The organism is Streptomyces sp. WAC 01529 (genome assembly GCF_003945545.1).
Classification (GTDB): Bacteria; Actinomycetota; Actinomycetes; order Streptomycetales; family Streptomycetaceae; genus Streptomyces; species Streptomyces anatolicus.
On sequence record NZ_CP029617.1, the window covers coordinates 3,542,919 to 3,566,369 of the forward strand.

General features: G+C 72.3%; 22 protein-coding genes. 12 read left to right on the plus strand and 10 right to left on the minus strand.

Annotation, left to right across the window (positions count from 1 at the left end; all coding sequences use genetic code 11):
• Positions 1-239: 239 nt before the first annotated feature.
• The 3 genes from DMA15_RS15745 (at position 240) to DMA15_RS36655 (ending at position 4,032) form a co-directional block, all read left to right on the plus strand.
• Positions 240-3,215, plus strand: a complete 2,976-nt coding sequence (locus DMA15_RS15745; protein ID WP_125513382.1) for a BTAD domain-containing putative transcriptional regulator — start codon at positions 240-242, stop codon at positions 3,213-3,215.
• Between the two features lie 244 nt (positions 3,216-3,459).
• Positions 3,460-3,639, plus strand: coding sequence for a sigma-like protein (locus DMA15_RS15750; RefSeq protein WP_125513383.1), 180 nt, complete (start codon positions 3,460-3,462; stop codon positions 3,637-3,639).
• Between the two features lie 219 nt (positions 3,640-3,858).
• Entirely contained in the window at positions 3,859-4,032 is a 174-nt protein-coding gene (locus DMA15_RS36655) for a hypothetical protein (RefSeq protein WP_164551765.1), read from the plus strand.
• Here DMA15_RS36655 and DMA15_RS37985 read toward each other — a convergent pair whose 3' ends face one another.
• Entirely contained in the window at positions 4,033-4,161 is a 129-nt protein-coding gene (locus tag DMA15_RS37985) for a hypothetical protein (protein WP_276314349.1), read from the minus strand.
• Between DMA15_RS37985 and DMA15_RS15755 the strand changes: the two genes are divergently transcribed.
• A complete protein-coding gene (locus DMA15_RS15755) occupies positions 4,162-4,794 on the plus strand; it encodes a hypothetical protein (RefSeq protein WP_125513384.1) in 633 nt (210 codons plus the stop codon).
• Positions 4,795-4,877: 83 nt separating this feature from the next.
• A complete protein-coding gene (locus tag DMA15_RS36660; protein ID WP_164551766.1) occupies positions 4,878-5,273 on the plus strand; it encodes a VOC family protein in 396 nt (131 codons plus the stop codon).
• Positions 5,274-5,300: 27 nt separating this feature from the next.
• On the opposite strand, the gene DMA15_RS15765 is transcribed toward DMA15_RS36660, so the two are convergent.
• The 4 genes from DMA15_RS15765 to DMA15_RS37470 form a co-directional block, all read right to left on the minus strand.
• Entirely contained in the window at positions 5,301-6,014 is a 714-nt protein-coding gene (locus DMA15_RS15765) for a class I SAM-dependent methyltransferase (RefSeq protein WP_125513386.1), read from the minus strand.
• A 135-nt stretch (positions 6,015-6,149) separates the two neighbouring features.
• Positions 6,150-7,412, minus strand: a complete 1,263-nt coding sequence (locus DMA15_RS15770; protein ID WP_240659816.1) for an asparagine synthase — start codon at positions 7,410-7,412, stop codon at positions 6,150-6,152.
• Between the two features lie 107 nt (positions 7,413-7,519).
• Positions 7,520-8,059, minus strand: a complete 540-nt coding sequence (locus tag DMA15_RS15775) for a hypothetical protein (protein WP_346428912.1) — start codon at positions 8,057-8,059, stop codon at positions 7,520-7,522.
• A gap of 46 nt (positions 8,060-8,105) precedes the next feature.
• Positions 8,106-8,297, minus strand: coding sequence for a hypothetical protein (locus DMA15_RS37470; protein WP_240660216.1), 192 nt, complete (start codon positions 8,295-8,297; stop codon positions 8,106-8,108).
• A gap of 169 nt (positions 8,298-8,466) precedes the next feature.
• Here DMA15_RS37470 and DMA15_RS15785 point away from each other — a divergent pair, with 169 nt between their 5' ends.
• Positions 8,467-9,810 carry a tetratricopeptide repeat protein gene (locus DMA15_RS15785; RefSeq protein ID WP_125513388.1) on the plus strand — a complete coding sequence of 448 codons (1,344 nt, stop codon included), beginning with the start codon at positions 8,467-8,469 and terminating at the stop codon, positions 9,808-9,810.
• A gap of 33 nt (positions 9,811-9,843) precedes the next feature.
• Here the strand turns inward: DMA15_RS15785 and DMA15_RS15790 are convergent, their stop codons facing one another.
• Positions 9,844-11,472 (minus strand): FadD3 family acyl-CoA ligase, encoded by a 1,629-nt coding sequence (locus DMA15_RS15790; protein ID WP_125513389.1) that lies wholly within the window; start codon positions 11,470-11,472, stop codon positions 9,844-9,846.
• A gap of 114 nt (positions 11,473-11,586) precedes the next feature.
• Between DMA15_RS15790 and DMA15_RS15795 the strand changes: the two genes are divergently transcribed.
• The 4 genes from DMA15_RS15795 to DMA15_RS15810 all read left to right on the plus strand — a co-directional run bounded on the left by DMA15_RS15795 (position 11,587) and on the right by DMA15_RS15810 (position 14,877).
• Positions 11,587-12,735, plus strand: coding sequence for a lipid-transfer protein (locus tag DMA15_RS15795; protein WP_125513390.1), 1,149 nt, complete (start codon positions 11,587-11,589; stop codon positions 12,733-12,735).
• Positions 12,736-12,806: 71 nt separating this feature from the next.
• Positions 12,807-13,268, plus strand: a complete 462-nt coding sequence (locus tag DMA15_RS15800; RefSeq protein ID WP_125513391.1) for an OB-fold domain-containing protein — start codon at positions 12,807-12,809, stop codon at positions 13,266-13,268.
• Positions 13,265-14,062: an enoyl-CoA hydratase/isomerase family protein gene (locus tag DMA15_RS15805; RefSeq protein ID WP_240659817.1), complete on the plus strand. Its 798-nt coding sequence runs from the start codon at positions 13,265-13,267 to the stop codon at positions 14,060-14,062. Before DMA15_RS15800 ends, DMA15_RS15805 begins: the two co-directional genes overlap by 4 nt.
• A gap of 125 nt (positions 14,063-14,187) precedes the next feature.
• Complete coding sequence (locus DMA15_RS15810) at positions 14,188-14,877, plus strand: hypothetical protein (RefSeq protein WP_125513392.1); 690 nt, start codon at positions 14,188-14,190, stop codon at positions 14,875-14,877.
• 12 nt (positions 14,878-14,889) lie between these two features.
• Here the strand turns inward: DMA15_RS15810 and DMA15_RS15815 are convergent, their stop codons facing one another.
• Both DMA15_RS15815 and DMA15_RS15820 read right to left on the minus strand, forming a co-directional pair.
• Positions 14,890-17,283 carry a serine/threonine-protein kinase gene (locus tag DMA15_RS15815; RefSeq protein ID WP_125513393.1) on the minus strand — a complete coding sequence of 798 codons (2,394 nt, stop codon included), beginning with the start codon at positions 17,281-17,283 and terminating at the stop codon, positions 14,890-14,892.
• Positions 17,284-17,517: 234 nt separating this feature from the next.
• Positions 17,518-18,327, minus strand: a complete 810-nt coding sequence (locus DMA15_RS15820) for a VOC family protein (RefSeq protein WP_125513394.1) — start codon at positions 18,325-18,327, stop codon at positions 17,518-17,520.
• Between the two features lie 157 nt (positions 18,328-18,484).
• On the opposite strand from DMA15_RS15820, the gene DMA15_RS15825 reads away from it, so the two are divergent.
• Positions 18,485-19,132 carry a TetR family transcriptional regulator gene (locus tag DMA15_RS15825; protein WP_125513395.1) on the plus strand — a complete coding sequence of 216 codons (648 nt, stop codon included), beginning with the start codon at positions 18,485-18,487 and terminating at the stop codon, positions 19,130-19,132.
• 179 nt (positions 19,133-19,311) lie between these two features.
• Here DMA15_RS15825 and DMA15_RS15830 read toward each other — a convergent pair whose 3' ends face one another.
• Both DMA15_RS15830 and DMA15_RS15835 read right to left on the minus strand, forming a co-directional pair.
• A complete protein-coding gene (locus DMA15_RS15830) occupies positions 19,312-20,484 on the minus strand; it encodes an acyl-CoA dehydrogenase family protein (protein WP_125513396.1) in 1,173 nt (390 codons plus the stop codon).
• A 178-nt stretch (positions 20,485-20,662) separates the two neighbouring features.
• The gene (locus DMA15_RS15835) at positions 20,663-21,964 is read right to left on the minus strand and encodes a beta-lactamase family protein (RefSeq protein ID WP_240659818.1); all 1,302 of its coding nucleotides are present in this window, start codon (positions 21,962-21,964) and stop codon (positions 20,663-20,665) included.
• A 284-nt stretch (positions 21,965-22,248) separates the two neighbouring features.
• Between DMA15_RS15835 and DMA15_RS15840 the strand changes: the two genes are divergently transcribed.
• Positions 22,249-23,430 (plus strand): acetyl-CoA acetyltransferase, encoded by a 1,182-nt coding sequence (locus DMA15_RS15840; RefSeq protein WP_125513397.1) that lies wholly within the window; start codon positions 22,249-22,251, stop codon positions 23,428-23,430.
• Positions 23,431-23,451: the final 21 nt, after the last annotated feature.

Here is a 23,451-nt window from a genome sequence, read left to right on the forward strand (position 1 = left end):
GGCGCACCGAAGCACGGCGGTATGCGGAACGGCGTGCGAGGACCCTGTGAGAGCCGTCTCCCACGGCTGACGCATCCGCCATGAACAAGGCAAACTGGCGGGGTGCACGAACCGAGGCACGGCCGGGGCCGCCCGAAGCGGGCGCGGCACGGCCGAGGCATGACCGTATGAGGCAAGACGCGGGCAGGGCAGGCCCGCGACCGGCAGGACTTGGGAACGGCAGGGCGGCAGGGGGAGCGATGGTCGATGTACCGCGAGTACCGGAGCAGTGGCGTCCGGCCTCGGGGAACACCCCCGGGGCACGGACCGAGGGGCACCCCGAGGTCCGGACGTCACGGTTCAGCGTGCTCGGACCGGTGCGCGCTTGGTACGGCACGGAACAGCTCCCGACCGGCTCACCGCAGCAGCGGGCGCTCCTCGCGGCCCTCCTCCTGCGGGACGGCCGCACGGCCACGGCCTCGGAGCTGATCGACGCCCTGTGGGGCGAGGAGCCACCTTCGCAGGCACTGGCGGCGGTACGTACGTACGCGTCGCGACTGCGCAAAGTACTGCCCCCCGGAGTTCTCGTCAGCGAATCCGGGGGTTACTCGCTCCAGGTCGCGGACGGCGCCCTCGACCTGGCCCTCGCGGAAGATCTGTGGGCGGCGGCCGAGAAGGCCCGCGGCATAGGTGACCTGCGTCAGGCCCGCACGCTCGTGAACAAGTCCCTCGACCTGTGGGACGGCGAGCCCCTGGCCGGCGTCCCCGGTCCGTACGCCGACACCCAGCGCACCCGGCTCGACGAGTGGCGACTGCAACTGATCGAGTCCCGTCTCGACATGGACCTGGAGGTCGGCTGCCACGCCGAGGCGGTCTCCGAGCTGACGGCCCTGACCGCCGCCCACCCGCTGCGCGAGCGCCTGCGCGAACTGCTGATGCTGGCCCTCTACCGCAGCGGCCGCCAGGCGGAGGCCCTCGCGGTCTACGCGGACACGCGCCGCCTGCTCGCCGACGAGCTGGGCGTGGACCCGCGCCCCGGCCTCAAGGACCTCCAGCAGCGCATCCTCCAGGCGGACCCGGCCCTCGCGGAACCGGCCGCCGGGGAGCCGGAACCGGCCGCGACGGTGGTGCGCCCCGCCCAGCTCCCCGCGACCGTCCCCGACTTCACGGGCCGCGCCTCCTTCGTGGGCGAGCTCAGCGACATCCTCTCCTCGGCCGAGGGCCGGGTGATGGCGGTCTCGGCGCTGGCGGGCATCGGAGGCGTCGGCAAGACGACCCTCGCCGTCCACGTGGCGCACGTGGCCCGCACCCACTTCCCCGACGGCCAGCTCTACGTCGACCTCCAGGGCGCCGGCGCGCGCGCCGCCGAGCCGGAGACGGTCCTCGGCGCGTTCCTGCGCGCGCTCGGCACGCCCGACTCCGCGATCCCGGACTCCCTGGAGGAACGGGCGGCCCTCTACCGCTCGGTCCTCGACGGCCGCCGCGTCCTCGTCCTCCTGGACAACGCCCGCGACGCCGCCCAGGTCCGCCCCCTGCTCCCCGGCATGGAGGGCTGCGCCGCGCTGGTCACCAGCCGGGTCCGCATGGTCGACCTGGCGGGCGCGCACCTGGTCGACCTGGACGTGATGTCCCCCGAGGAGGCCCTGCTCCTCTTCACCCGCATCGTCGGCGACGAGCGGGTCACCTCGGAGCGGGAGGCGGCCCTGGACGTCGTCGCGGCCTGCGGATTCCTGCCGCTCGCCATCCGTATCGCGGCCTCCCGCCTCGCGGCCCGCCGCACCTGGACGGTCTCCACGCTCGCGGCGAAGCTGGCGGACGAGCGGCGCCGCCTCGACGAACTCCAGGCGGGCGACCTGGCCGTCAAGGCCACCTTCGAACTGGGCTACGGCCAGCTGGAGCCCCCGCAGGCCCGCGCCTTCCGCCTCCTGGGCCTCGCGGACGGCCCCGACCTCTCCCTCGCGGCGGCGGCGGCCATCCTCGACCTCCCCCTGGAGGAGACCGAGGACCTCCTCGAATCCCTGGTGGACACCTCCCTGGTGGAGTCGGCGGCCCCGGGCCGCTACCGCTACCACGACCTCGTACGCCTCTACGCGCGCGCCTGCGCCGACCGCGACGAGCAGCCCCCGAGCGAGCGGGAGGCGGCGATGTCGCGGCTGCTCGACTTCTATCTGGCGTCGGCGGCGCGGGTGTACGCGATAGAGCGGCCCGGCGACCGGACGGTGGACCACCTGGAGGTCACCGAGGACCTGGGCCAGGACTTCAGCGACGACACGAAGGCCCTCGACTGGCTCCACTCGGAGGCGGCCTGCATCCTGGCCTGCGTCCAGCAGTCGCTCGGCCCGCACACCCTGCGCCGCGCCGTGGACCTGCTGCTGGCCTCCAAGGACCTGGCGGAGTCGGGCGCCAGCTCGCTCCGTTACGAACTGGCGGCGTCGGCCGCCCGGGACGCGGCGGCCGCCCTGGGCGACGCGCACGCGGAGGGGCGGGCCCGGGTCACCCTGGCCCAGGTGCACAACAACGCGGGCCGCTTCGAGGCCGCACGCCTTGAGGCCGAGCGCGCCACGGCCCTCGGCGAGCCCGCCGACGACCCGTGGACCAGCAGCAACGCGCCCAACGAACTGGGTATCGCCGCGAACTGCCTGAACCGGCCCGTGGCCAGTGAGCGCTATCTGCTCCAGGCGATCGACGCCTTCCGCGCGGACGGCAACCGGGCGGGCGAGGCCAGCGCCCTGTGCAACCTCTCCCGTGTCCTGGTCACCCTGGGGCGCACCGCCACGGCGATCGACCTCGTGCGCCGGGGCATCGCGATCTACGACGACCTCGGCCTCACCTTCCGCCTCGCCAACGCCCGGTACGCCCTGGGCATCGTCCTGAGCCACTCGGGGCGCCACACCGAGGCCATGGACCAGCTGACCGAGGCGCTCGGCGTGTTCGTGGAGAACCGGCAGCGGCTGTGGGAGGGCACGACGCACTACCGCATGGCACAGGTCCACCTGCGGTCCGGCCGCTCCACCCTGGCGGCGCAGCACGCGGAGCAGGCGCTCACCACGGGGTTCATCGGGGGCGACTGGATGCGGGCCAATGTGCTCACGCTCCTCGGCAAGTCCCTCGACAGCCTGGGCCAGCTCGACCGGGCGCGGGCGTGCTGGCGTGAGGCCCTCGCCATCCACGAGCGGACCGGCGCTCCCGAGACCGACGAGGTGCGCGGGCTGCTGCACCCTGTCGCGGCCGCGTGACGAGCGCAGCGGCCGCGTAACAAGGGCAGTGGCCGCCTGACGAGGGCATTCGACGCGTTCATCGAACGTTTATGAGCGACTGCCATTCTCAATACATCGATCCGTCGCGTCGGGGGGCAGACGGGTCGCACTGGGCCTCACGGAATAGGGTGAGCGGCCCTGGAATGCCCGTTCGGCGGTCCTCGGGGGAGTTGCCGAGCGGGCGTTCGCCCCAGCGAACCGTAAAACCAACGGGAGGCCCACCATGAGCGACGCGAAGAAGCGCCCGGACATCACGACCATGGGCGACAGCCACATGCCGGCCCCGCCCAAGGACGGCCAGCTCACCATCCAGGGTGACAGCCACATGCCGGCTCCGCCCAAGGACGGCACGATCACCACGCAGGGCGACAGCCACATGCCCGCCCCGCCGAAGGACGCATAAAGACTTCATTCCCGACGGGGGTCGGCCGCGACGGCGCGGAGGGGAAGCCGTCGCGGCCGACGCATGTCCGGTCGGCGCGTGTCCGGCCGACGCATGTCCGGCCAGAGCGAGTTCACGCCAATCGATGGCGCGTATCTTCCCGATTCACCGAACATGTGTCTCCGCCGGGTATGAGCGTCACACCGCACCGTAGCTCTCGCGTCTCCCACAGGAGTTGAAATGAACCGCACCAAGAAGGCGCTCGTCACCCTGGCCCTGGCGGTCGCCGCCGCGGGCGCCGCGGCGGGCCCTGCGGCCGCCGACGGCCACATGCCGGCCGCTCCCCAGGGCGCGGACCGCCCGGTGGTCACCCCGCTCGGCGACAGCCACATCCCGGCTCCCCCGCAGGGCTGATCAGGCGGCCATCCGCGCCACCAGGGCCCCCTTCACCGCCGTCACGAACGTCTCCCGCGTCTCTTCGGCCAGGAGCAGGTCGGCGGCGGTGGGGGCGTAGCGCCTCGCCCCCATGGGAGAGTCATGCACATGGCCAACTCCCCATACCGCGGCAGCCGCACCGCCTCCTCCGCCCTGCTCGTGGGCCTCTGCGTCCTGCCCCTCGCCGGCTGCGGCGACCAGCACGGGCGAACGGCCACCGGCACGGGCGCGCGTACGCCCGCCAGTACCGCCACCCCGGAGACGAGTACCACCGCCCCGCAGACGAGTGCCCCCGCCTCCCCCTACGTGGAGCCCGGAGTCGTCGACGGCGCCCCTCACCACGGTGAGAACAACGCCCACCGCCGCCCCGGCGGGCTGACCTCCGCCGACAAGAAGGCCGCGCAGGCCGAGGCCGCCCGGATCGAGCCCGTCCTGAAGCGGCTCTGGCGGCAGAAGAAGTGGGATCCGGACAGCGTGCGCACCGCGCTCACCGACAGGCTCGGGTACGAGGTCCGCGAGACGAGCGGCAAGGGTGAGTTGCTCGGCGGGGAGCTGGATGTGCGGGAGATGTACGAGCGGTACGAGAGCGGCGACGACGTCACGCCCGAGGGCGCGCTGATCGGGCTCTACGTAGGGGAAGACGCCTGCGTGACCGCCTTCGTCCAGGAGTCCAACTACGAGGTCAGGGCCAACGGCCGCTTCATGGAGACCGGTTGCATCGAGCCACCCACCGGCCACTGAGCCCGCCCGGGCCCGCCCCGATCGGGCCGCTCCACCCCGAAACTCCGTGGACAACACGGCCCCCGGCGCGGAGAGTGCCGCCCATGACCTCCCGTGTGCGCCACCTCACGTTCGATTCCCACGACGCCTACCGGCAGGGCACCTTCTGGGCCGAGGTCCTCGGCGGCTCGATCGCCGACGATGACTTCCCCGGAGATCCCGAGGCCCTGGTCACGGCGGAGGGCATCACCCTCCTCTTCGTGACCGTGCCCGACGCGAAGACGGTCAAGAACCGGCTGCACGTCGACCTCCAGCCCCAGGACCGCACCCGCGACGAGGAGGTCGAGCGCATCCTCGCGCTCGGCGCGAAGCTCGTCGACGACCAGCGCAGGCCCACCGGCCGCGGCTGGGCCGTCCTGGCCGACCCCGAGGGCAACGAGTTCTGCGTGGAGTGCGGCGAGGCGGAGCGGGCGGCCCTCATCGCCGCCGAGACCGCGTAGGCCCGATGCGTCGCCCGCCCGGCGGACTCATCGCGTGTAGCGCGCCACGGTGTATGCCACCGGACCAGCGAACCCCGCCCCAGGGCCGTCCACCATCTCCACGATGTCGAACCCGGCCGCCGTCGCGTAATGCTCCAGCTCACGGGGGAACAGGACGCGCCGTCGGATCACGTCGCGCGCTTGCTCCCCGGATGCGAGCACCCATTGGCGGTGCATGGTGTTGATCTGCGTGCGCAAGTCCCACTCGTAGCGAATGGTGACGGACGCCGGGCCCTCCGGTGTGTCCACCGTGGACCGCGTCGGCCCGGTCCGCGTGATCGGCCACACCGGCGAGCAGACGACGAGGATTCCCCCGGCTCGCGCATGTGCGGCGAACGTCGAGAACACTCGCCCGATGCCGGGGTTGTCGTGCACGTAGGCGAGGGAGTTCCCGAGACAGGTCACGGCGTCCACCCGCTTGCGGAGCCGGACCGTGCGCATGTCACCCACGCGGAGGTCCAGCCCCGGACGCACCCGCCGGGCGTACTCCACCATGCCGGGTTGTAGATCGACTCCGATGCAGTCGTAATGCCGGGCCAGAATCTCGACGTCCCGTCCCGTCCCGCACCCGAAATCCACCAGGGTGCTCGCACCGGAGAGGTGTCGTTCGATCAGCGCCCGGCACGTCTCCGCGCTGCCCGTGTCGGCCTGTACGGCGTCATATAGCTCAGGTCGCCGATAGAAGACGTTCGTCCCTTCCATGCGCCCAACTTCCTTGTCAGACCACGTCATGACAGTGTCCGCAAGCCGACCTCCAAGGCGAGCACGTCACACAACAGGTCGGGGACAACGGGTGCACCGTCGGCGCGTTCTCGGGCGTGCGCGAGAGCCTTCGGGTCAACGTAGCCGAGATCGACCAGCAACGACTCCCGCACCATGTCGTCCAGCGCGGGCAACCCGAAGGAACGCAGGCCCGCTTCCATGACAGCCAGAAAGTTCTCCGGTTCGGCCGGCGAGACGACCGAGGCGGGTAGTCCGGCACGGCAGACGTGTACGGAACATGGCTTTGCGGCGCTTGTGCTCGTGCGGGAGCTGTTCCATGAACCGCGTGATCCGGGGATGGACGAGCGGGGACACGGGCCAGATGCCTCGTCGCAAGTATCCGGGGTTGTGCATCCCGAAGCCCATGAGGCTCGGAAGCGGCAGTAGGGGCATGGGGGCCAGCGCTTCGTCGACATCCCCGAGCGCTTCCACGGAACGGTTTCCGAGCCACGGGACCGAGGGGCCTTGTGGCAAGCAGGTCTCCGTGCGTGAGTGATGCGCGTTGATCTCGTCCCCACCGGTCCCGGTGAAGATCACTTCACACCGCCGTGCGGCCGCCTGCTCGCGCAGTACGTCGAACGCCTCTTGATAGAACGCCCCGGCGGGGTCGTGCGGCTGACACAGCGCGCGGACACCGCCGGGCACGAACGGTGGATGGCGCAGTGCGGGAATCGCCGTGTCCCGAAACCCGCAGCGTTCCACCAGGGCGAGGCGTCTGTCGCGCTGTGCCGCCCCGACGCGTCCGCCGACGAGAAGGCCAAAGCTGTGCACACGGGTGAAGCCGTGCGCGTGCACTGAGAGCGCCACGTTGGCCGAGTCGGCTCCGCCGGACAGCTCCACCCCGACGCGACCGGTCGGAACGGGCGCACCACCGACCACTTGAGTCAGGAGCCTGTCGAACATGTCCACCGGATCCACGCCGGAGCGCAACGTGCGGGGGCGCAACACATGCTCGGCGGGCTCTGGATAGTGCAGGGAGAGCCCGGCGGCGTCGAAAACGGCGGTGGCGCGTTCGGTGAGCCGGTAGACCCCTTCGAACAGCGTGTCCGCTGTGTACCTGTGCTGCCGCGTCAGAGTTCGCGCGACCACCCGGGGAATGAGTCGGTCCGTACGCAAGTACGGGCGGAGATCCACGAGGTCCCATGATCCGTACAGCACGTCCTCGACAGCGACGAGGTAGACCGGGGCCGTGCCGTACAGTCCGGCGGACAGCTGGACCTCGCCGGGGCGCATGTGGAGAGAGACGTAGTCCGGCTCGTCCTCCTTGTCCTCTCGGACGAGCAGGTGCGCGGCGGGCGGTCGATCGTTGAAGACAGTGCTGAGGGCGGCCACGTTCACTGGCTTGATCCAACTGGCGCCGGTGGACCATGTGCCGCCGAGACGCACCCACTTCGGGTCACGGAGGTCTCGCAGGTGGAGACAGAGTGAGATCACTTGCCAACTCCTCACGTCGAACGGCGGGGCGAGGCCCTGTCGGCCCCGCCCCGCCGCTCATCGGAACCGGTGACGGTGCTGTTGCTTCGCGGCGGATGCCGTGAAGTGGTCCCGTCCGGCTGCCGCTCTTTCGACAGGCGGAGCAGCCGGACGGGGGCTTGTGGTGTGCCTTCCTCCCGGGGAAAAGGGGGGCTGGGGGCCGCCACGGGGCGGGCGGTGAGCACGTACCAGCAGTCGTCGTCACGGGTGCGGAACTCGTATGCGCAGCCCGCCGCGAGCTGTCGTAGCGCGTCGCCCTGGCGCTCGGCGTCCCGAGCCCAACCGCGCAGATCCGCTGGAGCGTCGGGCGCCCTCTGCGTGACCGGCTGCAAGGCTCCGGGCGGCAGCCACTCGGCACACGGGCTCGGGTCCAGGGCGTCCGCGAACCGGAGAGCCTGAGCGCGGAGCCACCGAAGGGCGAGCCGACGAGTCACGGCGAACGAGCCGCCGAGGCAGACGGCCCTCGTCTCATCGCCCGCGAACACGACGGCGACATACGGACCCCGCGTCATGGGGCGCGCTCCCCGTCCAGGCGGACCAGGGCGCGCCTCCGCGCGTTCACAGCACATCTCCCCGGCTCCGGGCGTTCGCTCGGGCGGTCTGGGCGCTCAGCCGCTCTGTGGGTTCCGCAGGGCGCACATGTTGGGGCTCCGCCTCCCACTCGGTCCCACCGGAGAGCGGGCGCAGTGACCAATACGGACCGGCGACCCCGCGGAACTCTCCGACGCGGCCACGGGTCGTGTCCATCATCAGCGCGCCTACGGAGGGCGCCACCGGCTCTGCGCTCACGCTCCCATCCCCTTTCCCTACGTTCCCGACTGCTCGCTCTAGGCAACCGCTCGATCACTCTCAGCGGTACTGTGGGGAAGACGGCAGGAGTTAAGAGCGTTAAGCGGACAGAGCGCGGGAGTTGGGGCCAGTGACGTCACGACAGCCGAACTCCGGGCTTGAGCGGCTGTACCGCGAGAGCGGGTGGACCCTGCGGCAGTTCGCCCAAGAGGTCAACCGCATCGGGACCGAGCGCGGCACTCCCCTGAAGTACCAACAGCCCTCAGTGCATCAGTGGTTGAGCGGCCATCTGCCGAAGGAGACCGTCCGGCCACTGATCCTCGAAGCGCTCGCCCGGCGGCTGCTGCGACCCATCACGCACACCGAGGCAGGATTCCCAGCGCCCCCGGAAGAGTCGAACAGTCACCCGACTACCGTGGAAGGGCTGATCGACCTCGGGAGGCAGGACATGGATCCGTCACGCCGAAGCGTCCTGAGCGCCGGGCTGTTCTCCGTCGCGCTCACCGTCCCCGGCTGGCCGGACGTCGTGGGCCGCATGGAAGCGGTCCAGTCCGGAAAGACCCGGCGCATAGGAATGGCCGAAGTGGACATGGTCAGCGCCATGACGGAGCGCGTGTCCGAGCTGGACGACCAATTCGGCGGTCGGCACGCTCGGCCGCTGGCAGCGGCGTTCCTCGTCAATACGGTCGCCCCTTACCTTCGAGCCGATGCCCCGGAGGAGGTCCGCAAGGCGATGATGTCGGCGGCCTCCGACCTCTGCTACCTCACCGGATACATGGCTGTGGACGAAGGCATTCACGGTCTGGCGCAGCAGTATTACTTGAAGGCGCTGGAACTGGCGGGGGCCTCGGAGGACCATCTCACCTACTGCACCACACTGCGGGGAATGAGCGTCCAGGCCGTCGACCTGCGGCACGGGAAGGCGGCGATGCGGCTCGCTGACGCCGCCGCCTCCGCCTCGCCGCAGGCCGGCCCTCGCATGCGGGCGTTCCTCGCCGGTCAGCAGGCGCATGCCGCCGCGCAGCTCGGGGACCGGCGGTCCGCTCTCACCTACTTGCGGGAGGCCGAAGCGGCCATGGACAAGGCGGAGTCGCGCGGCAAGGTGTTCGGCTCGTACGATCCCGCCTCGCTCAACTACCACACCAGCCAGGTCCGCTTCGAGCTGGGCGACGTGCACGGGGCCGTCGCGGCCATGCAGGAGTCGGACCGGCTCCGGTACAGCGTCTACCGACGCACGCGCGTCAAGGAACGAGCGATCCTCGCCGAGCGGCAACTGTCCGTGGGGCATCTCGAAGCCGCGTGCCGGACATGGGGGCTCGCGCTGGACGATTACCCCCTCGTCAACTCGGCCCGTATCGACAAGCGCATGACGGACATGTTCCAGCTGATTCGACCGCACCTCCGCAACCACGAGGCCCAGGCCCTGTACGAGCGGGCCCGCACGGTCGTGCGCCCCGGGCTGATCCCGACGTAACCAAAGCCCCCAGCCCCCGCACCCCGCGCCCCCTCACCGCACAGCCCTCCGCAACTCCCCCTTCACCACCTTCCCGCTCGCGTTCCTCGGCAGCTCCGCCACGAACTCGACCCCCCGCGGCACCTTGTAGTTCGCCATCTCCCGCCGCGACCACGCGATCAGGTCGTCCGATGTCACCACCGAGCCCGGGCGCCGCACCACATACGCCCTGCCGACCTCACCGAGCCTCGGATCGGGTACGCCGATCACCGCCACGTCCGCCACATCCGGGTGGAGGCCGAGCAGTTGCTCTATCTCGGCGGGGTACGCGTTGAAGCCGCCGACGATGAACATGTCCTTGATGCGGTCCGTGATGCGCAGGCAGCCCTGCTCGTCCAGGACGCCGACATCGCCGGTCCGCAGCCAGCCGTCCGCCGAGATCACGCGGGCCGTCTCCGCGGGGTCCTCGAAGTAGCCCCGCATCACGTGGTGGCCGCGGACCAGGATCTCGCCGGGGTGCCCCGGTGGCAGCGTCTTCCCCGCCGGGGAGACCACCCGTACCTCCGTGTCGGGTATCGCCCGGCCCGACGTCGACGCGATGACCTCGGCCGGATCGCCGCGCCGGCACATCGTGACGATGCCGCTCGCCTCCGACAGGCCGTACGCGGTGAGGACCGTGCCCACCCGCAGTTCGCCGCGGAGCCGCTCGACCAGCCGGAGCGGCACGACCGCAGCGCCCGTCACCACGAGCCGCAGCGCGGAGAGGTCGTGCTGGTCGCGGCAGGGGTGGTCGAGGAGGGACTGGTGGAGGGTGGGCGGTCCCGGCAGGACGGAGATGCGCTCGGCGGCGACGTTGGCGAGGACCGTGTCGACGTTGAAGACCGGCTGCGGGATCATCGTGGCGCCCCGCGTCAGGCAGGCGATGATCCCCGCCTTGTAGCCGAAGGTGTGGAAGAAGGGGTTCACGATCAGATAGCGGTCGCCCTCGCGCAGGCCCGCCAGCTCGCTCCACACGTCGTAGCAGCGCAGCGTCTGGGCGTGGGTGATCACGGCGCCCTTGGGCCGGCCCGTCGTACCGGACGTGAAGATGATGTCCGAGGGCGCCGAGCCGTCCACCGACTCCGCGCGCACGCGCACGGCCGCCGCGTCGACGGCCTCTCCGCCCGCCAGGAAGTCCTTCCAGGTACGGAAGGACTCCGGCGCGTCGTCGGAGAGGACGATCACCTGCTCCAGGTGCGGGAGGCCGGGCAGCGGCCCCTCCCCCGGGCCGTCGGCCGCCGCGCGGCGCAGGGAGGCGACGTACGACGTACCGAGGAAGGTGCCGGTGACGAAGAGGAGCCTCGCGCGGCTGCGGGCCAGCACATCGGCGGCCTCGGCGCCCTTGAAGCGGGTGTTGAGGGGGACGAGTACCGCGCCCGCCGAGACCGCGCCGAGCGCGCAGACGATCCAGTCCAGGGTGTTCGGCGCCCAGACGGCGACGCGGTCGCCCGGCTCCACGCCGCTCGCCATGCAGGCGGCCGCGGAACGCTCCACGCGCCCGCCCAGTTCGCCGTACGAGACGCGGGTGCGGCCCTCGACGACCGCCTCCCGGTCGCCGTACCGCTCGGCGGCCGCCCGGACCAGCCCCGGGATGGTGCCCCACCGCAGGTCGCCACGTATCGCAAGCCCCAGGTCGCCGCGCATCCCAAGCCCCTCCCACCGCAGTAGCTGACTGACCGTCAGATTAGCGGTAGCCTGACGCCCTGTCAGCGGCTGCGTCGCCGGCCGTGTCCTCGTCGCGCGGAGGTGCCGCCGCCCATGCCCTCACTCAAGGACGCTACAGCGATAGCGGGGATAGGACAGACCCCCTTCGCGAAGCAACTCGGCGACAGTGAAAAGGCGTTGGCCTGCCGCGCCATCCTCGCCGCGCTCGCCGACGCGGGCATCGCGCCTTCCGAGGTGGACGCCTTCGCCTCGTACACGATGGAGGAGACCGACGAGGTCGAGGTCGCCAAGGCCATCGGCGCGGGCGACGTCACCTTCTTCAGCAAGGTCGGCTACGGCGGCGGCGGTTCCTGCGCCACCGTCGCGCACCTCGCCTCCGCGATCGCCACCGGCCAGGCGAGCGTCGGCGTCGCCTGGCGCTCCCGCAAGCGCGGCAGCGGCCCCCGCCCCTGGAAGAACACCGCCGTCCAACTCCCCACGCCCGCCCAGTGGACGCGCCCCTTCGGGCTGCTCCGCCCGGTCGACGAGATCGCGATGCTCGCCCGCCGCCACATGCACGAGTACGGCACCACCCGCGACCACCTCTTCAACGTCGCCCTCGCCTGCCGCAACCGCGCCAACCAGAACCCGGCCGCGATGATGTACGAGCGTCCGCTGACCCGCGACATGTATATGACCTCGCGCTGGATCAGCGAGCCGCTCTGCCTCTTCGACAACTGCCTGGAGACGGACGGGGCGTTGGCGTGCGTGGTGGTGTCGGCCGAGCGGGCCCGCGACTGCCGTACGAAACCGGTGTACGTCCACTCCGCCGCGCAGGGCCTGCCCGCGCAGCACCACGGCATGGTCAACTACTGGAACGACGACCCGCTCTCCGGCCCGGCCTGGACGGCGGCGCGCCACCTCTGGAAGCAGGCCGACTTCGGGCCCGAGGACGTGGACGTGGCCCAGATCTACGACGCGTTCACCCCGCTCATCCCGCTCTCCCTGGAGGGCTACGGCTTCTGCGGCCGCGGCGAGGGCGGCGCGTTCACCGAGGGCGGCGCCCTGGAGAGCGGCGGCCGCCTGCCCCTCAACACGGGCGGCGGCGGCCTCAGCGAGGCCTACGTCCACGGCTTCAACCTCATCAACGAGGGCGTGAAGCAACTGCGGGGAACCTCCACGGCCCAGGTCCCGAACGCGTCGACGTGCCTGGTGACAGCGGGCGAGGGCGTCCCGACATCAGCGCTGCTGCTCAGGGCTTGAAGTGCCCCGTCAGGGGCGCGGGGAACTGCGCGAGCAACCACACCCAACCCGCACCCACAAAGGAACCCCACATGGCAGACGCGAAAAAAACGGCCGAGCCCCTGCTCATGCCCACCGTGGACGAGGACGGCACCCCTTTCTGGACGTACGCCGCCCGAGGCGAACTCCGCATACAGACCTGCGCCGAACCCACCTGCGGAGAGCCCCGCTTCCCGCCCAGACCCTGCTGCCCCCACTGCCAGTCCTTCGCCACCCGGTGGCAGAAGACGAGCGGCCGAGGCCGCATCTGGTCGTACGTCGTCCCCCACCCACCCCTGCTCCCGGCCTACGCCGCCCACGCCCCGTACAACGCGATCGTCGTCGAACTCGCCGACGCCCCCCGCATCCGCCTGGTCGGCAACCTCGTCGCGTCCCCCGACGCCCCGCTGAACTCCGTCGACCCGGCGCGCCTGCGGATCGGCGCGAGGGTGCAGGTCGTCTTCGCGGACCTGGACGGCATCACGGTCCCGCGCTGGATCCTGGAGCGCCCGTGACCGCGCGGGACGCGGCGGCGGGCGCCCTGCGCACCGCCACCGACAAGGGCACGGGCGTGGCGGTCCTCACCCTCGACCGCCCGGCGCGGCACAACGCCATCGACCTGGAGACCGCCTCCGAACTGGCGGCCGCCTGGCGGGAGTTGCGTTACGACGACTCCGTACGCGCGATCGTCGTGACCGGCGCGGGCGACAAGGCGTTCTGCACGGGCATCGACCGCTCCGCGAAGGTGCCGCAGCCCAGCTCCCCCTACACGATCGACGACCCGCTCCTGACGATCGGCCCGAAGGCGAACGACCTCTGGAAGCCGGTGATCGCCGCCGTCAACGGCATGGCGTGCGGCGGCGCGTTCTATCTGCTCGGCGAGGCGGAGTTCGTCGTCGCCGACGAGCACGCCACGTTCTTCGATCCGCACACGACGTACGGCATGGTCAGCGCGTACGAGTCGATCCACATGGCGCAGCGCATGCCGTTCGGCGAGGTCGCCAGGATGTCCCTGATGGGCACGGCCGAACGGGTCTCCGCGCGCCGGGCCTACGAGACGGGCCTGGTCTCCGAGCTGACCCCGCCGGGCGGGGCGCGGGCGGCGGCCGTGCGCGCCGCCGAGGTCATCGCCTCGTATCCCACGGAGGCGGTCCAGGGCACGGTCCGCTCGCTCTGGTCGGCGAAGGAGGCGGCCCGCGCCCAGGCGCTGGCGCACGCCCCGCACCTGATCGCCCTGGGGAACCTGCCTCCGGAGCGCCAGGCGGAGCTGTTCGGGGCCCGTCGCGGCGGCGGCTTCCGGGTGCGGTGACCACCCGCGTGGCAGAGGGCCCCGACCCGGCGTAGCGTCCCTCTTGAGAGACGCGTACGGGTGCGCGCGGCGCTTCACGTGGTCACGCGGGGCGCGGCGCGTGGTGACGTACGAGGAGGCCCGTCATGGTCCGCAACGTCCTCGGGACGGTCCTCGCTCTCATCGGAGCGACGGCCGCCGTATGGAGCCCCTTCCGAGCCTGGTACGACGGCCGTCTCGGGCGCCGCTTCCGCCTCGACGAACTCTTCTCCGGGGGCGGGGTGACCGGCGCCGACGCGGAACTCTTCGGCTCGCTCTTCCTCCCCTTCGCCTTCGCGGCGCTGCTCACGCTGGTCGGCCTCCTGCTGCGGTCCCGGCTGCTCGTGCTGCTCGCGGGCGTCGTCGTGCTCGGCTTCGCGGTGCTGTGGATGGTGCGGCAGGGGCAGGCGGAGGGCAGCCTGACCGTGTCCGGCGGCGGTTCGGGCCTCGGCCTCGGCGTGCTCGCCGCGCTCGGCGGCGGAATCCTGCTGCTGCTCGCGGCGGCGCTGATGGCGGGCCGCCGCGGGGGCGCTCGCCGGAGGTCCGACCGCCACGAGAACGGTGGTCGGCGGTTCGGCCGGCGCCGGGCCACCGCCGACTCGGAGTACCAGGACACGACGCATCCCGGGTACCAGGACACACCCCACCCCGGGTACCAGGACCCGCCCCCCGACAGCTGGCAGAGCGACCCCTCGGCCCACCCCGGGCCGCTGCAAGGGCCGCCGCCCCCGCAGGACCCGCCCCAGCAGGGCCCTCCGCAGGGCCCGCCCCACTGGGGCCGGGGCCCCGGGAACTAGGGGCTGCCGGGGCTAGGGCCGGGGCGACGTCCCCGTCCCCCGCTCGGCGTCCAGCGCGTACACACACCGGTCCTTGCTGCACGCGTACACCACGCCGTCCCGCACCACGGGCGCCCCGGTGATCTCGCCGCCGGTGGCCAGCTTCCAGCGCAGCCTGCCGTCGTCCGCCTTCAGCGTGTACAGCAGGTGGTCCGTGGAGCCGAAGTGGATGCGGCGGTCGGCGACGACGGGCGCGCCCACGACCTCGCCGCCCGCCTGGAAGCGCCACTTGGGGGTGCCGGTCACGGCGTCGAGGGTGTAGAGGCCCTTGCCGCTGCCCACGTGGACGTGGCCGTCCGCGACGAGGACGGGCTCGATGGAGGAGCGGGACTCCGTGGCGATGCGCCAGCGGTCGCGGCCGTCCGTGGCGTCGAGCGCGTAGACCGTGCCGAGGTAGTCGGCCAGGTACACACCGCCGCCCGTCACGGCGGGCCCCGGCGCGAAGGCGGGCGGGCAGAGGAAGGCGGCGGGCGCCTCGAAGTGCCAGCGGACGTGCCCGGCGGCGACGTCGATGGCGAGGACGCGGCTGCCGGCCGAGACGTACACATAGCCGTCCTGCGCCTGGGTGAGCCGGACCGGCACGCCCCCGCAGGAGGCCGCGTCGCCCACCGGGTAGGACCAGCGCTCCTCGCCCGTGCGGGCCTCAAGGGCCCGCAGCCTCGCGTCCTTCCAGACGTAGACCGTGCCGTCGAAGACGACAGGACCGGCCTCCGGCGTCTCGAAGTCGGTCTGCGCGCCGGTGATCTCCCAGAGCTTCTCGCCGTTGGCGGCCTCCCAGGCCTGGACGCCGCCGCCGCGCGTGCCGGTGACGACCGTGCCACGGGCGGCCTGGAGGGAGTACACCCAGGCGTCGGTCGGCAGCCGCCACAGGTCGGAGCCGTCGGCGCCGTCGAGGGCGTAGAGCGTGGGGCCGTCGGAGGCGTGGATGCGTCCGTCGGCCACCGCCATGGACCAGGCGACGTCCCGCGTCTTGAAGCTGCGGCGGCCCGTGCCGACGTCCAGGGCGTGGACCTCGAAGGAGGTGACGTAGACGAGGTTCCCGGCCACGGCGGGCGTGCCCCATACGTCGTTGGACATCCGGAACCGCCACGGCCGCCAGCTCTTGGCGCCCGCGTCGGGCGCGACCGCGGGCGGCGGCACGGCGGGCGCGGCCGGGGCGACGCCGTTGGCCTTGGGGGACGAGGAGCGCGACCAGGACGCGGCGAGCCCGGGGGCGACGGGCGCGGCGGAGGCGCGGGAGTCGGCCACCCGGGGCCCCGGCCCGATCGGCACCTTGGCCCCGGCCAGCCGCACGGGCCCGGAGTCGGGCGTGGCCGCGAAGGGCGGCCTCGACGGCGGCGCGGGCGGCGGCTGCTGCGGGGGCGGCGGCGCGGTGACGGGGACAGGCGCTGGGGCAGGGGCGGGGGCGGCACCCCGGCCGCCGCCGCTGCGTCCGGCGGTGGCCGGGACCCGGGCCGGGGGCCGGCCGCCCCTGCGGGCCTCGATGAGCGCGACGGCCCGCTCGGGCAGCCAGGCGGACGCCGTGCCGCTGTCGTCGTTGTCGGCGCTCTCGGAGGCGAAGAGGTGCGGGGCGAGCTGCGCCTGGAGGTCGGCGGGGCTGGGCCGCCGCGCGGCCTCCATCTGCATGCAGGACTCGATGAGGGGCCGCAGCTCGTCGGGCAGCCCTTCGAGGTCGGGGCCCTCCCTGAGCAGCATGAAGACGGTCTCGACGGGGTTGGCGCCGTGGAAGGGGGCGTGGCCGGTGGCGGCGAAGACGAGCGTGGAGCCCAGCGAGAAGACATCGCTCGCGCCGGTCACGCTGCGGGAGTCCTTGGCCTGTTCGGGTGACATGTACGCGGGGGTGCCGACGGCGACGTTCGTCATGGTCAGCCGCGTGTTGGAGACGCCGGACGCGATGCCGAAGTCGATGACGCGGGGCCCGTCCTCGACGACGAGGACGTTCGACGGCTTGAGGTCGCGGTGGACGAGGCCCGCGCCGTGGATGGACTCCAGGGCCTCGGCCACCCCGGCCGCGAGCCAGCGCACGGCCTGGGTGGGCAGCGGCCCGTGCTCATTCACTATTTCTTCGAGCGAGGGGGCGGGGACGTACGCGGTGGCGAGCCAGGGCACGGCGGCCCGCGGGTCGGCGTCCACCACGGCGGCCGTGTAGAAGCCGGAGACGGCACGCGCGGCCTCGACCTCGCGCGTGAAGCGGACGCGGAACAGCTGGTCCTCGGCGAGCTCGGTCCGCACCGTCTTGATCGCCACGCGCCGCCCCGACGCGGAGCGCGCGAGATAGACCAGACCCATGCCACCGGCGCCCAGCCTGCCGAGGACCTCGAACGGGCCGATCCGCCTCGGATCGTGCTGCGTCAGCTGATCCACCACTTGCCCTGCCACCTCCCCGTACGCGGCCGCCGAAGAAGACAGCCCCGTGCAGCGTCTCACCACCCGAGCCGCTACGGCGGCACGCACCCTGATTCTTCCTGTCCGAGGCGGCCGTGGCGAACCCGGGGCGGGATCGGGGTGTCTCGGGGTGTCTCGGGGTTTCTCGGGGTTTGGCGGGACAAAAACCCACGCTTTCCGTCCTGGAGGACCGCGCTTCAGTCCTGGAGGACCGCGTCAGTCCTGGAGGACCGCGAAGGTCGCCCCCTGGTTGTCCCTGAGTACGGCGACGCGTCCGTACGGGATGTCATGGGGCGCCAGCTGCACCCGCCCCCCGAGCCGGACGACCGCGGCGGCCGTCGCGTCCGCGTCGGTGACATTGAAGTAGACGAGGAAGTGCGGATGCGTCTCGGGCCTGCTGTACCCGTCGGTGGCGGGGGACATCACGCTGCGCCCGCCGACCGCCGTGTCGGGCCCGGCCGGGGCCCCGGGGGGCGACCAGGTGCGGAAGTCGATGCCGCCGAGGTCGAGGTCGAGGGTGCCGTAGCCGAAGAGGTTCTCGTAGAAGGGGTCGACGAGGGTCTTGTCCCGCGAGTACACCTCGCTCCAGCAGTACGACCCCGGCCGCCGGATCTTGCCGAAGCCCGGGTGGGTGCCGCCCTGCCAGAGCCCGAAGACGGCGCCCTCGGGGTCGGCGGCGAGACCCATGGTGCCGAAGGGCCCGACGGGCATGGCCTCCCTGACCATGGAGCCGCCCGCCCGCCTCACCCGTCCGGCGAGCGCCGCCGCGTCGGGGGTGGCGAGGTAGACGGTCCACACGGTGGGCATACGGCCGTCGGCCTTGGGCGCGAGCGCGGCGACGGCCAGGCCATCGCTGTAGGCCTGGGCGTAGTGCCCGTACTCCGGGCCGGGGTCCTCGCCGAAGGTCCACCCGAACAGCTCGCCGTAGAACCGCTTGCCGCCCTCGACGTCCGGGAGCATCGCGTCGGCCCAGCAGGGCACGCCCTCCGCGTAGCCGCCCGCTGTGTCCTGTTCTGCGTAGTCCATGCCAGCCAAGCTAGCGGCCCGCCCCGGGGCCCGCAGCGCATGGATTCGAACATTTGGTCAATTGTTACGGAGTGAGCCGTGGGCCGCTCTCACGCGCCCCAACCCCATTTGCACTCGGCCGAATCGCGCTCCGATCACCCCTCGGTAAGCTGACGGCATGACAGGACAGGTACGTACCGTCGACGGCCGCGTGGCCGGCCGACGCGGTCAGGCGACGCGTCAGAAGCTGCTCGACTGCCTCAGCGAGATGCTCAGCTCCTCGCCCTACCGGGACGTCAAAGTCATCGACGTCGCCCGGAAGGCGGGGACTTCACCCGCGACCTTCTACCAGTACTTCCCGGACGTCGAGGGCGCCGTCCTGGAGATCGCGGAGCAAATGGCCGCGGAGGGCGCGGAGTTGACCCAGGTGCTCGACGGGCGCACCTGGGTCGGCAAGGCGGGCTGGCAGACCTCCCAGGATCTCGTCGAGGGATTCCTGGACTTCTGGCGCAAGAACGACGCGATCCTCCGGGTCGTCGACCTCGGTGCCGCCGAGGGCGACAAGCGCTTCTACAAGATCCGGATGAAGATCCTCAACTCGGTCAACAACTCCCTTACGGACACCGTCAAGGAGCTTCAGTCCAAGGGCAAGGTCGACAAGGACGTCAGTCCCGCGGCCATGGCGGGCTCCCTGGTCGCGATGCTCGCCGCGGTCGCCTCGCACCAGCGGGGGTTCCAGACGTGGGGCGTCAAGCAGGCCGAACTGAAGCCTAATCTGGCGATGTTGGTGCATTTGGGCGTTACCGGCAAGAAGCCGACCAAGTAGCCCTGCGGGCTACCGCTCCCCCGTTTCCCGAGTCCTGTCAGCCCTTCGGCGGATCACTGTGGTGGTCCGCCGTTGTGGTCTCCGGGGTGCGGAGGGTGTCCGTCTTTCCCGCGGGTGGGATTGTGGCTGGTCGCGCAGTTCCCCGCGCCCCTTACGGGGCGCCTCTTGCGGCCGTCTTCTTACGGGGTCACCGTGAACAGGCCCGCTTGGCCCGCTGCCCGGGACCTCAGTCGGTGTGCTGGGCCGAAGAGGAGGTCGTCGGATGAGGAGCGCTTGAAGTACAGGTGTGCCTCGTGTTCCCAGGTGAAGCCGATGCCGCCGTGCAGCTGCACGGCCTCGGACGCGGCCGCCCGCAGCGCTTCGAGGCCCTGCGCCAGCGCGAGGCCCCCCGCCCCCTCGGCCCCCGCGGCCCACGCCGCGTAGTAGGCGGCCGAGCGCGCGGCCTGGACCTGCACATAGACCTCGGCCAGCCGGTGCTTGACTGCCTGGAACGACCCGATCGGCCGTCCGAACTGTTCGCGCTGCCGCACATGGTCGAGGGTGCGTTCGAGAGCCCGGTCGGCGGCCCCGACGGCCTCGGCGGCCAGGACCGTGGCGGCGACCTCCCCGACGGCGGCGAGCGCCCCCGGCACATCGGCGTCGTCAGCGCCGAGCAACTCCGCCTCCACCTCGCGCAGTTCGACGCGCGCCTGGGCACGGGTCTCGTCCAGGGCGGTCTGCCGCGCCCGCGCCATGCCGGGCGCCCCCTCGCGTACGAGGAAGAGGAGCGTACGGGAGCGGGCGAACCCTCCCGCGTGCGCGGCGACGATGAGCAGCCCCGCGCTGTGCCCGTCGAGCACCTGCTCGGCCTGCCCGTACAGCCGCCACACCCCGTCGCGGATCCTGGCCTGCACGCCGCCCGCGCGCCCGCCGCCCGCCCACTCCCCGAGGTTGTCGCCGATGAGACCGAGGGCGGTGGCGAGCCCGGTGCCGGGTATGGCGAGGGCGGCGGTCAGCTCTCCGGCGGCGATCCGGGGCAGGGTGGCGGCGCGCTGCTCCTCGGTGCCGAGGGCGAGGATCAGCGGGGCGGCGAGGACGGCGGTGGCGAAGAGCGGGGAGGGGGCGAGAGCGCGCCCCAACTCCTCGCAGCCAAGGGCGAGTTCGGTGGTCGTGCACCCCACGCCTCCATAGGCCTCGGGGAGGGCGAGGCCGGGCAGGCCGAGCTGTTCGGCGAGGGCGGCCCACAGGGCGGGGTCATGGCCGGCGGGGGTGCGCACGGCGGCCTTGACCTCGTCGGGGCCGCAGCGTTTGGTGATGAGTTCGCGAAGGGTGCGGCGGATCTCGTCCTGCTCCGCGCTGAAGGCGGCGTCCATCGGCGGGCTCCTCCCCCGGGGCGGCCCGGCGGCCGGACCCGTACCTGACGGGCCGTCATGTTAGGGCGGCGGCAGGGAGATGCCCAGGGGCCGGGCGCGACGGAACCGGCGGCACCCGCGCGCCCTTCCCCCACCTCGGGCCGGGACCCGCCTCAGCGGGCCCGGCCCGAGGGGTGCCTCAGCGGTGCTCGGGCAGGTCGGCCTCCGCCGGCAGGGCGGGGAGCGCGCGCGACGCCTTGGCCGACGTCTTGGCGGACGGCGTCGCGGGCGCGGGCTTCTTCCCGCAGAAGGCCGCCTCCAGCGTGCCGCCGAGCGCCGTGTTCGCCGCGCCCTTGTTCGAGGTGTTCGCCATGGCGGAGAGCGCGCGGCGGCCGTCCCGGGTGGCGAAGGCGTACGTGTAGTAGCCCTGCACGGTGCCGGTGTGGCCGTACACCTGCGTGCCGCAGGACAGGTCGTAACGGCGCAGTCCGAGCCCGTAGAAGCGGGTCTGGGTGGTGTCCGTCGGGGTGACCGTGGTCATGGCGTCCAGCATCCGGGGCGAGAGGAGCTTGCCCCGCATCAGCGCGGTCGTGAAGGTGTTCAGGTCGGCCGGGTCGGAGATGACCGCGCCGGCCGTCTGGGCCCAGGAAGCGGTCTGCTCCGTGGAGTCGACGAGCGGCGCCCCCGCCTCGTCGGGGTGGAGGTAGCCGCGTACGTGCGTTCCCTTGATCCGGGCCTCCGGGTGGACGTAGGAGGTGTGGCGCAGCTTGAGCGGCTTGATGATGCGCCGCTCGTACTGCTCGGCGACCGGGGTCCCCGCGGCCTTCTCGATGAGCATGCCGACCACGACGAAATTGGTGTTGGAGTACTTGTAGGCCGCCCCGGGCTCGGTGGTGCGGGGCTCGGCGAGCGAGAGGCCGACCAGCTCCTGGTAGGTGAAGACGCGGTTGCGCACGGCCTCGAAGCCGGGCACGGTCTTGGCGAACATGGCCTCCGTGTAGTCGGCCAGGCCGCTGCGGTGGGTGAGCAGGTGGCGGACCGTGATGCGGTCGTCGGGCAGCAGCCCGGGGAGGTAGCGGTTGACCGGCGCGTCCAGCTCAAGCTTTCCCTCGTCGACCAGTTGGAGCAGTACGACGCTGGAGAAGGTCTTGCTGACGCTGCCGATGCGGAAGCGGGCCCGGGTGTCCATGGCCTCGCCGGAGACGCGGTCGCGGACACCGGCGGTGCGCGTACGGACGCCCTCGGGGCCGGTGAAGCGGGCCATGGCGCCGGGAGCGCCGTTGGCCATGGCGGCGTTCAGGGCGGTGGTCACGCCGTCCATGTCGGGGGCGGGGGCGGAGGGGGCCGTGGGGGCTGTGGGAGCAGTGGGAGCTGTGGGAGCAGTGGGAGCTGTGGGGGCCGCCGGTGCCGCGGAGGCGGCGGTGGCGGGGGCGAGAACGCCGGCGAGCGCGGCGATCAGGGTGGCGCTCATGGCCAGGCGTCTGTGTGTCGACTGGGGCACGTGACTTCCTCGTTCTCGGCTCAGCGGGAACCGGCACACGCGTGCGGTGTGCCGTGGGGGCCGGGGAGGGGCGACCAGTGCGCGCTGTCCCGGATCCTCATGGAGCATGAGTGCCAACGCGCCACGGCGGTTCCTGTCACGGGCCTCCGATATCCGCCGAGCGTCCCGCCTGAACACCGCGCCCGAGCGCCGCGCCCGAACACCCCCTCTGGACATCCCGCCCGAGCGAGCACACACCCGGACGGCCTACTCCACCGGCGAATACCTGATGTACCGTCAGATTCATGTCTCCTGCCCCCCGTTCCCCTTCCCGCAAGGTCGCCGTCGTCGGTGTCGCCCTCTCGGACTGCGGCCGGGTCGAGGAGGCCACGCCCTACGCCCTGCACGCCCAGGCGGCCCGCCGCGCGCTCGCCGACTGCGGGCTCGCCCGGGACGTCATCGACGGCGTCGCCTCGGCGGGGCTCGGCACGCTGGCGCCCGTGGAGGTCGCCGAGTACCTCGGCCTGACGCCCCGCTGGGTCGACTCCACCTCGGTGGGCGGCGCCACCTGGGAGGTCATGGCGGCGCACGCGGCGGAGGCGATAGCGGCGGGGCGGGCCAACGCCGTACTCCTCGTCTACGGCTCGACCGCCCGCGCCGACATCAAGGCGGGGCGCCGCACCTCCAACCTCTCCTTCGGGGCGCGGGGCCCGCTCCAGTTCGAGGTCCCCTACGGGCACTCCCTGATCGCCAAGTACGCGATGGCCGCGCGCCGCCACATGCACGAGTACGGCACGACGCTGGAGCAGCTCGCCTCGGTGGCCGTGCAGGCGCGGGCCAACGCGGCGACCAACCCGGACGCGATGTTCCGCGAGCCGATCACCGTGGACGAGGTCCTCGCGGGGCCGATGATCGCGGACCCGTTCACGAAGCTGCACTGCTGCATCCGCTCCGACGGGGGCTGCGCCGTACTGCTCGCGGCGGAGGAGTACGTGGCGGACTGCGCGTCGGAGCCGGTGTGGGTGCTCGGCGCGGGCGAGCACGTCTCGCACACGACGATGTCGGAGTGGGACGACTTCACGGTCTCACCGGCGGCGGTGAGCGGCCGTCTCGCCTTCGCACGGGCGGGGGTGCGCCCGCAGGACGTGGACGTGGCCCAGATCTACGACGCGTTCACCTATATGACGCTGGTGACGCTGGAGGACCTGGGCTTCTGCGGAAAGGGCGAGGGCGGCGCGTTCGTGGAGAAGGGCCGCCTGCTGCGCACGGGCGACCTCCCGACGAACACGGACGGCGGCGGCCTCTCCGCCCAGCACCCCGGGATGCGGGGCCTGTTCCTGCTGGTGGAGGCGGTGCGCCAGCTGCGGGGCCGGGCGGGCGCGGGCCAGGTGAGACGCCCGGACGGCACCCTGCCGGAACTGGCGGTGGCCTCGGGGACGGGCGGCTGGTTCTGCTCGTCGGGGACGGTGGTGCTGGGGCGGGGGTGAGGGGGCCCGGGGGTGAGGGGG

What these genes read in the sequence shown, in the direction of transcription:
- DMA15_RS15830 (WP_125513396.1), bottom strand. Translation starts at nt 20,484, where the DNA reads ATGGACGCCGCCTTCAGCGCGGAGCAGGACGAGATCCGCCGCACCCTT.
- DMA15_RS15840 (WP_125513397.1), top strand. Translation starts at nt 22,249, where the DNA reads ATGTCTCCTGCCCCCCGTTCCCCTTCCCGCAAGGTCGCCGTCGTCGGT.
- DMA15_RS15755 (WP_125513384.1), top strand. Translation starts at nt 4,162, where the DNA reads ATGGCCAACTCCCCATACCGCGGCAGCCGCACCGCCTCCTCCGCCCTG.
- DMA15_RS15745 (WP_125513382.1), top strand. Translation starts at nt 240, where the DNA reads ATGGTCGATGTACCGCGAGTACCGGAGCAGTGGCGTCCGGCCTCGGGG.
- DMA15_RS15750 (WP_125513383.1), top strand. Translation starts at nt 3,460, where the DNA reads ATGAGCGACGCGAAGAAGCGCCCGGACATCACGACCATGGGCGACAGC.
- DMA15_RS37470 (WP_240660216.1), bottom strand. Translation starts at nt 8,297, where the DNA reads ATGATGGACACGACCCGTGGCCGCGTCGGAGAGTTCCGCGGGGTCGCC.
- DMA15_RS15825 (WP_125513395.1), top strand. Translation starts at nt 18,485, where the DNA reads ATGACAGGACAGGTACGTACCGTCGACGGCCGCGTGGCCGGCCGACGC.
- DMA15_RS15795 (WP_125513390.1), top strand. Translation starts at nt 11,587, where the DNA reads ATGCCCTCACTCAAGGACGCTACAGCGATAGCGGGGATAGGACAGACC.
- DMA15_RS15800 (WP_125513391.1), top strand. Translation starts at nt 12,807, where the DNA reads ATGGCAGACGCGAAAAAAACGGCCGAGCCCCTGCTCATGCCCACCGTG.
- DMA15_RS36660 (WP_164551766.1), top strand. Translation starts at nt 4,878, where the DNA reads ATGACCTCCCGTGTGCGCCACCTCACGTTCGATTCCCACGACGCCTAC.
- DMA15_RS15775 (WP_346428912.1), bottom strand. Translation starts at nt 8,059, where the DNA reads ATGACGCGGGGTCCGTATGTCGCCGTCGTGTTCGCGGGCGATGAGACG.
- DMA15_RS15820 (WP_125513394.1), bottom strand. Translation starts at nt 18,327, where the DNA reads ATGGACTACGCAGAACAGGACACAGCGGGCGGCTACGCGGAGGGCGTG.
- DMA15_RS15765 (WP_125513386.1), bottom strand. Translation starts at nt 6,014, where the DNA reads ATGGAAGGGACGAACGTCTTCTATCGGCGACCTGAGCTATATGACGCC.
- DMA15_RS15790 (WP_125513389.1), bottom strand. Translation starts at nt 11,472, where the DNA reads ATGCGCGGCGACCTGGGGCTTGCGATACGTGGCGACCTGCGGTGGGGC.
- DMA15_RS36655 (WP_164551765.1), top strand. Translation starts at nt 3,859, where the DNA reads ATGAACCGCACCAAGAAGGCGCTCGTCACCCTGGCCCTGGCGGTCGCC.
- DMA15_RS15810 (WP_125513392.1), top strand. Translation starts at nt 14,188, where the DNA reads ATGGTCCGCAACGTCCTCGGGACGGTCCTCGCTCTCATCGGAGCGACG.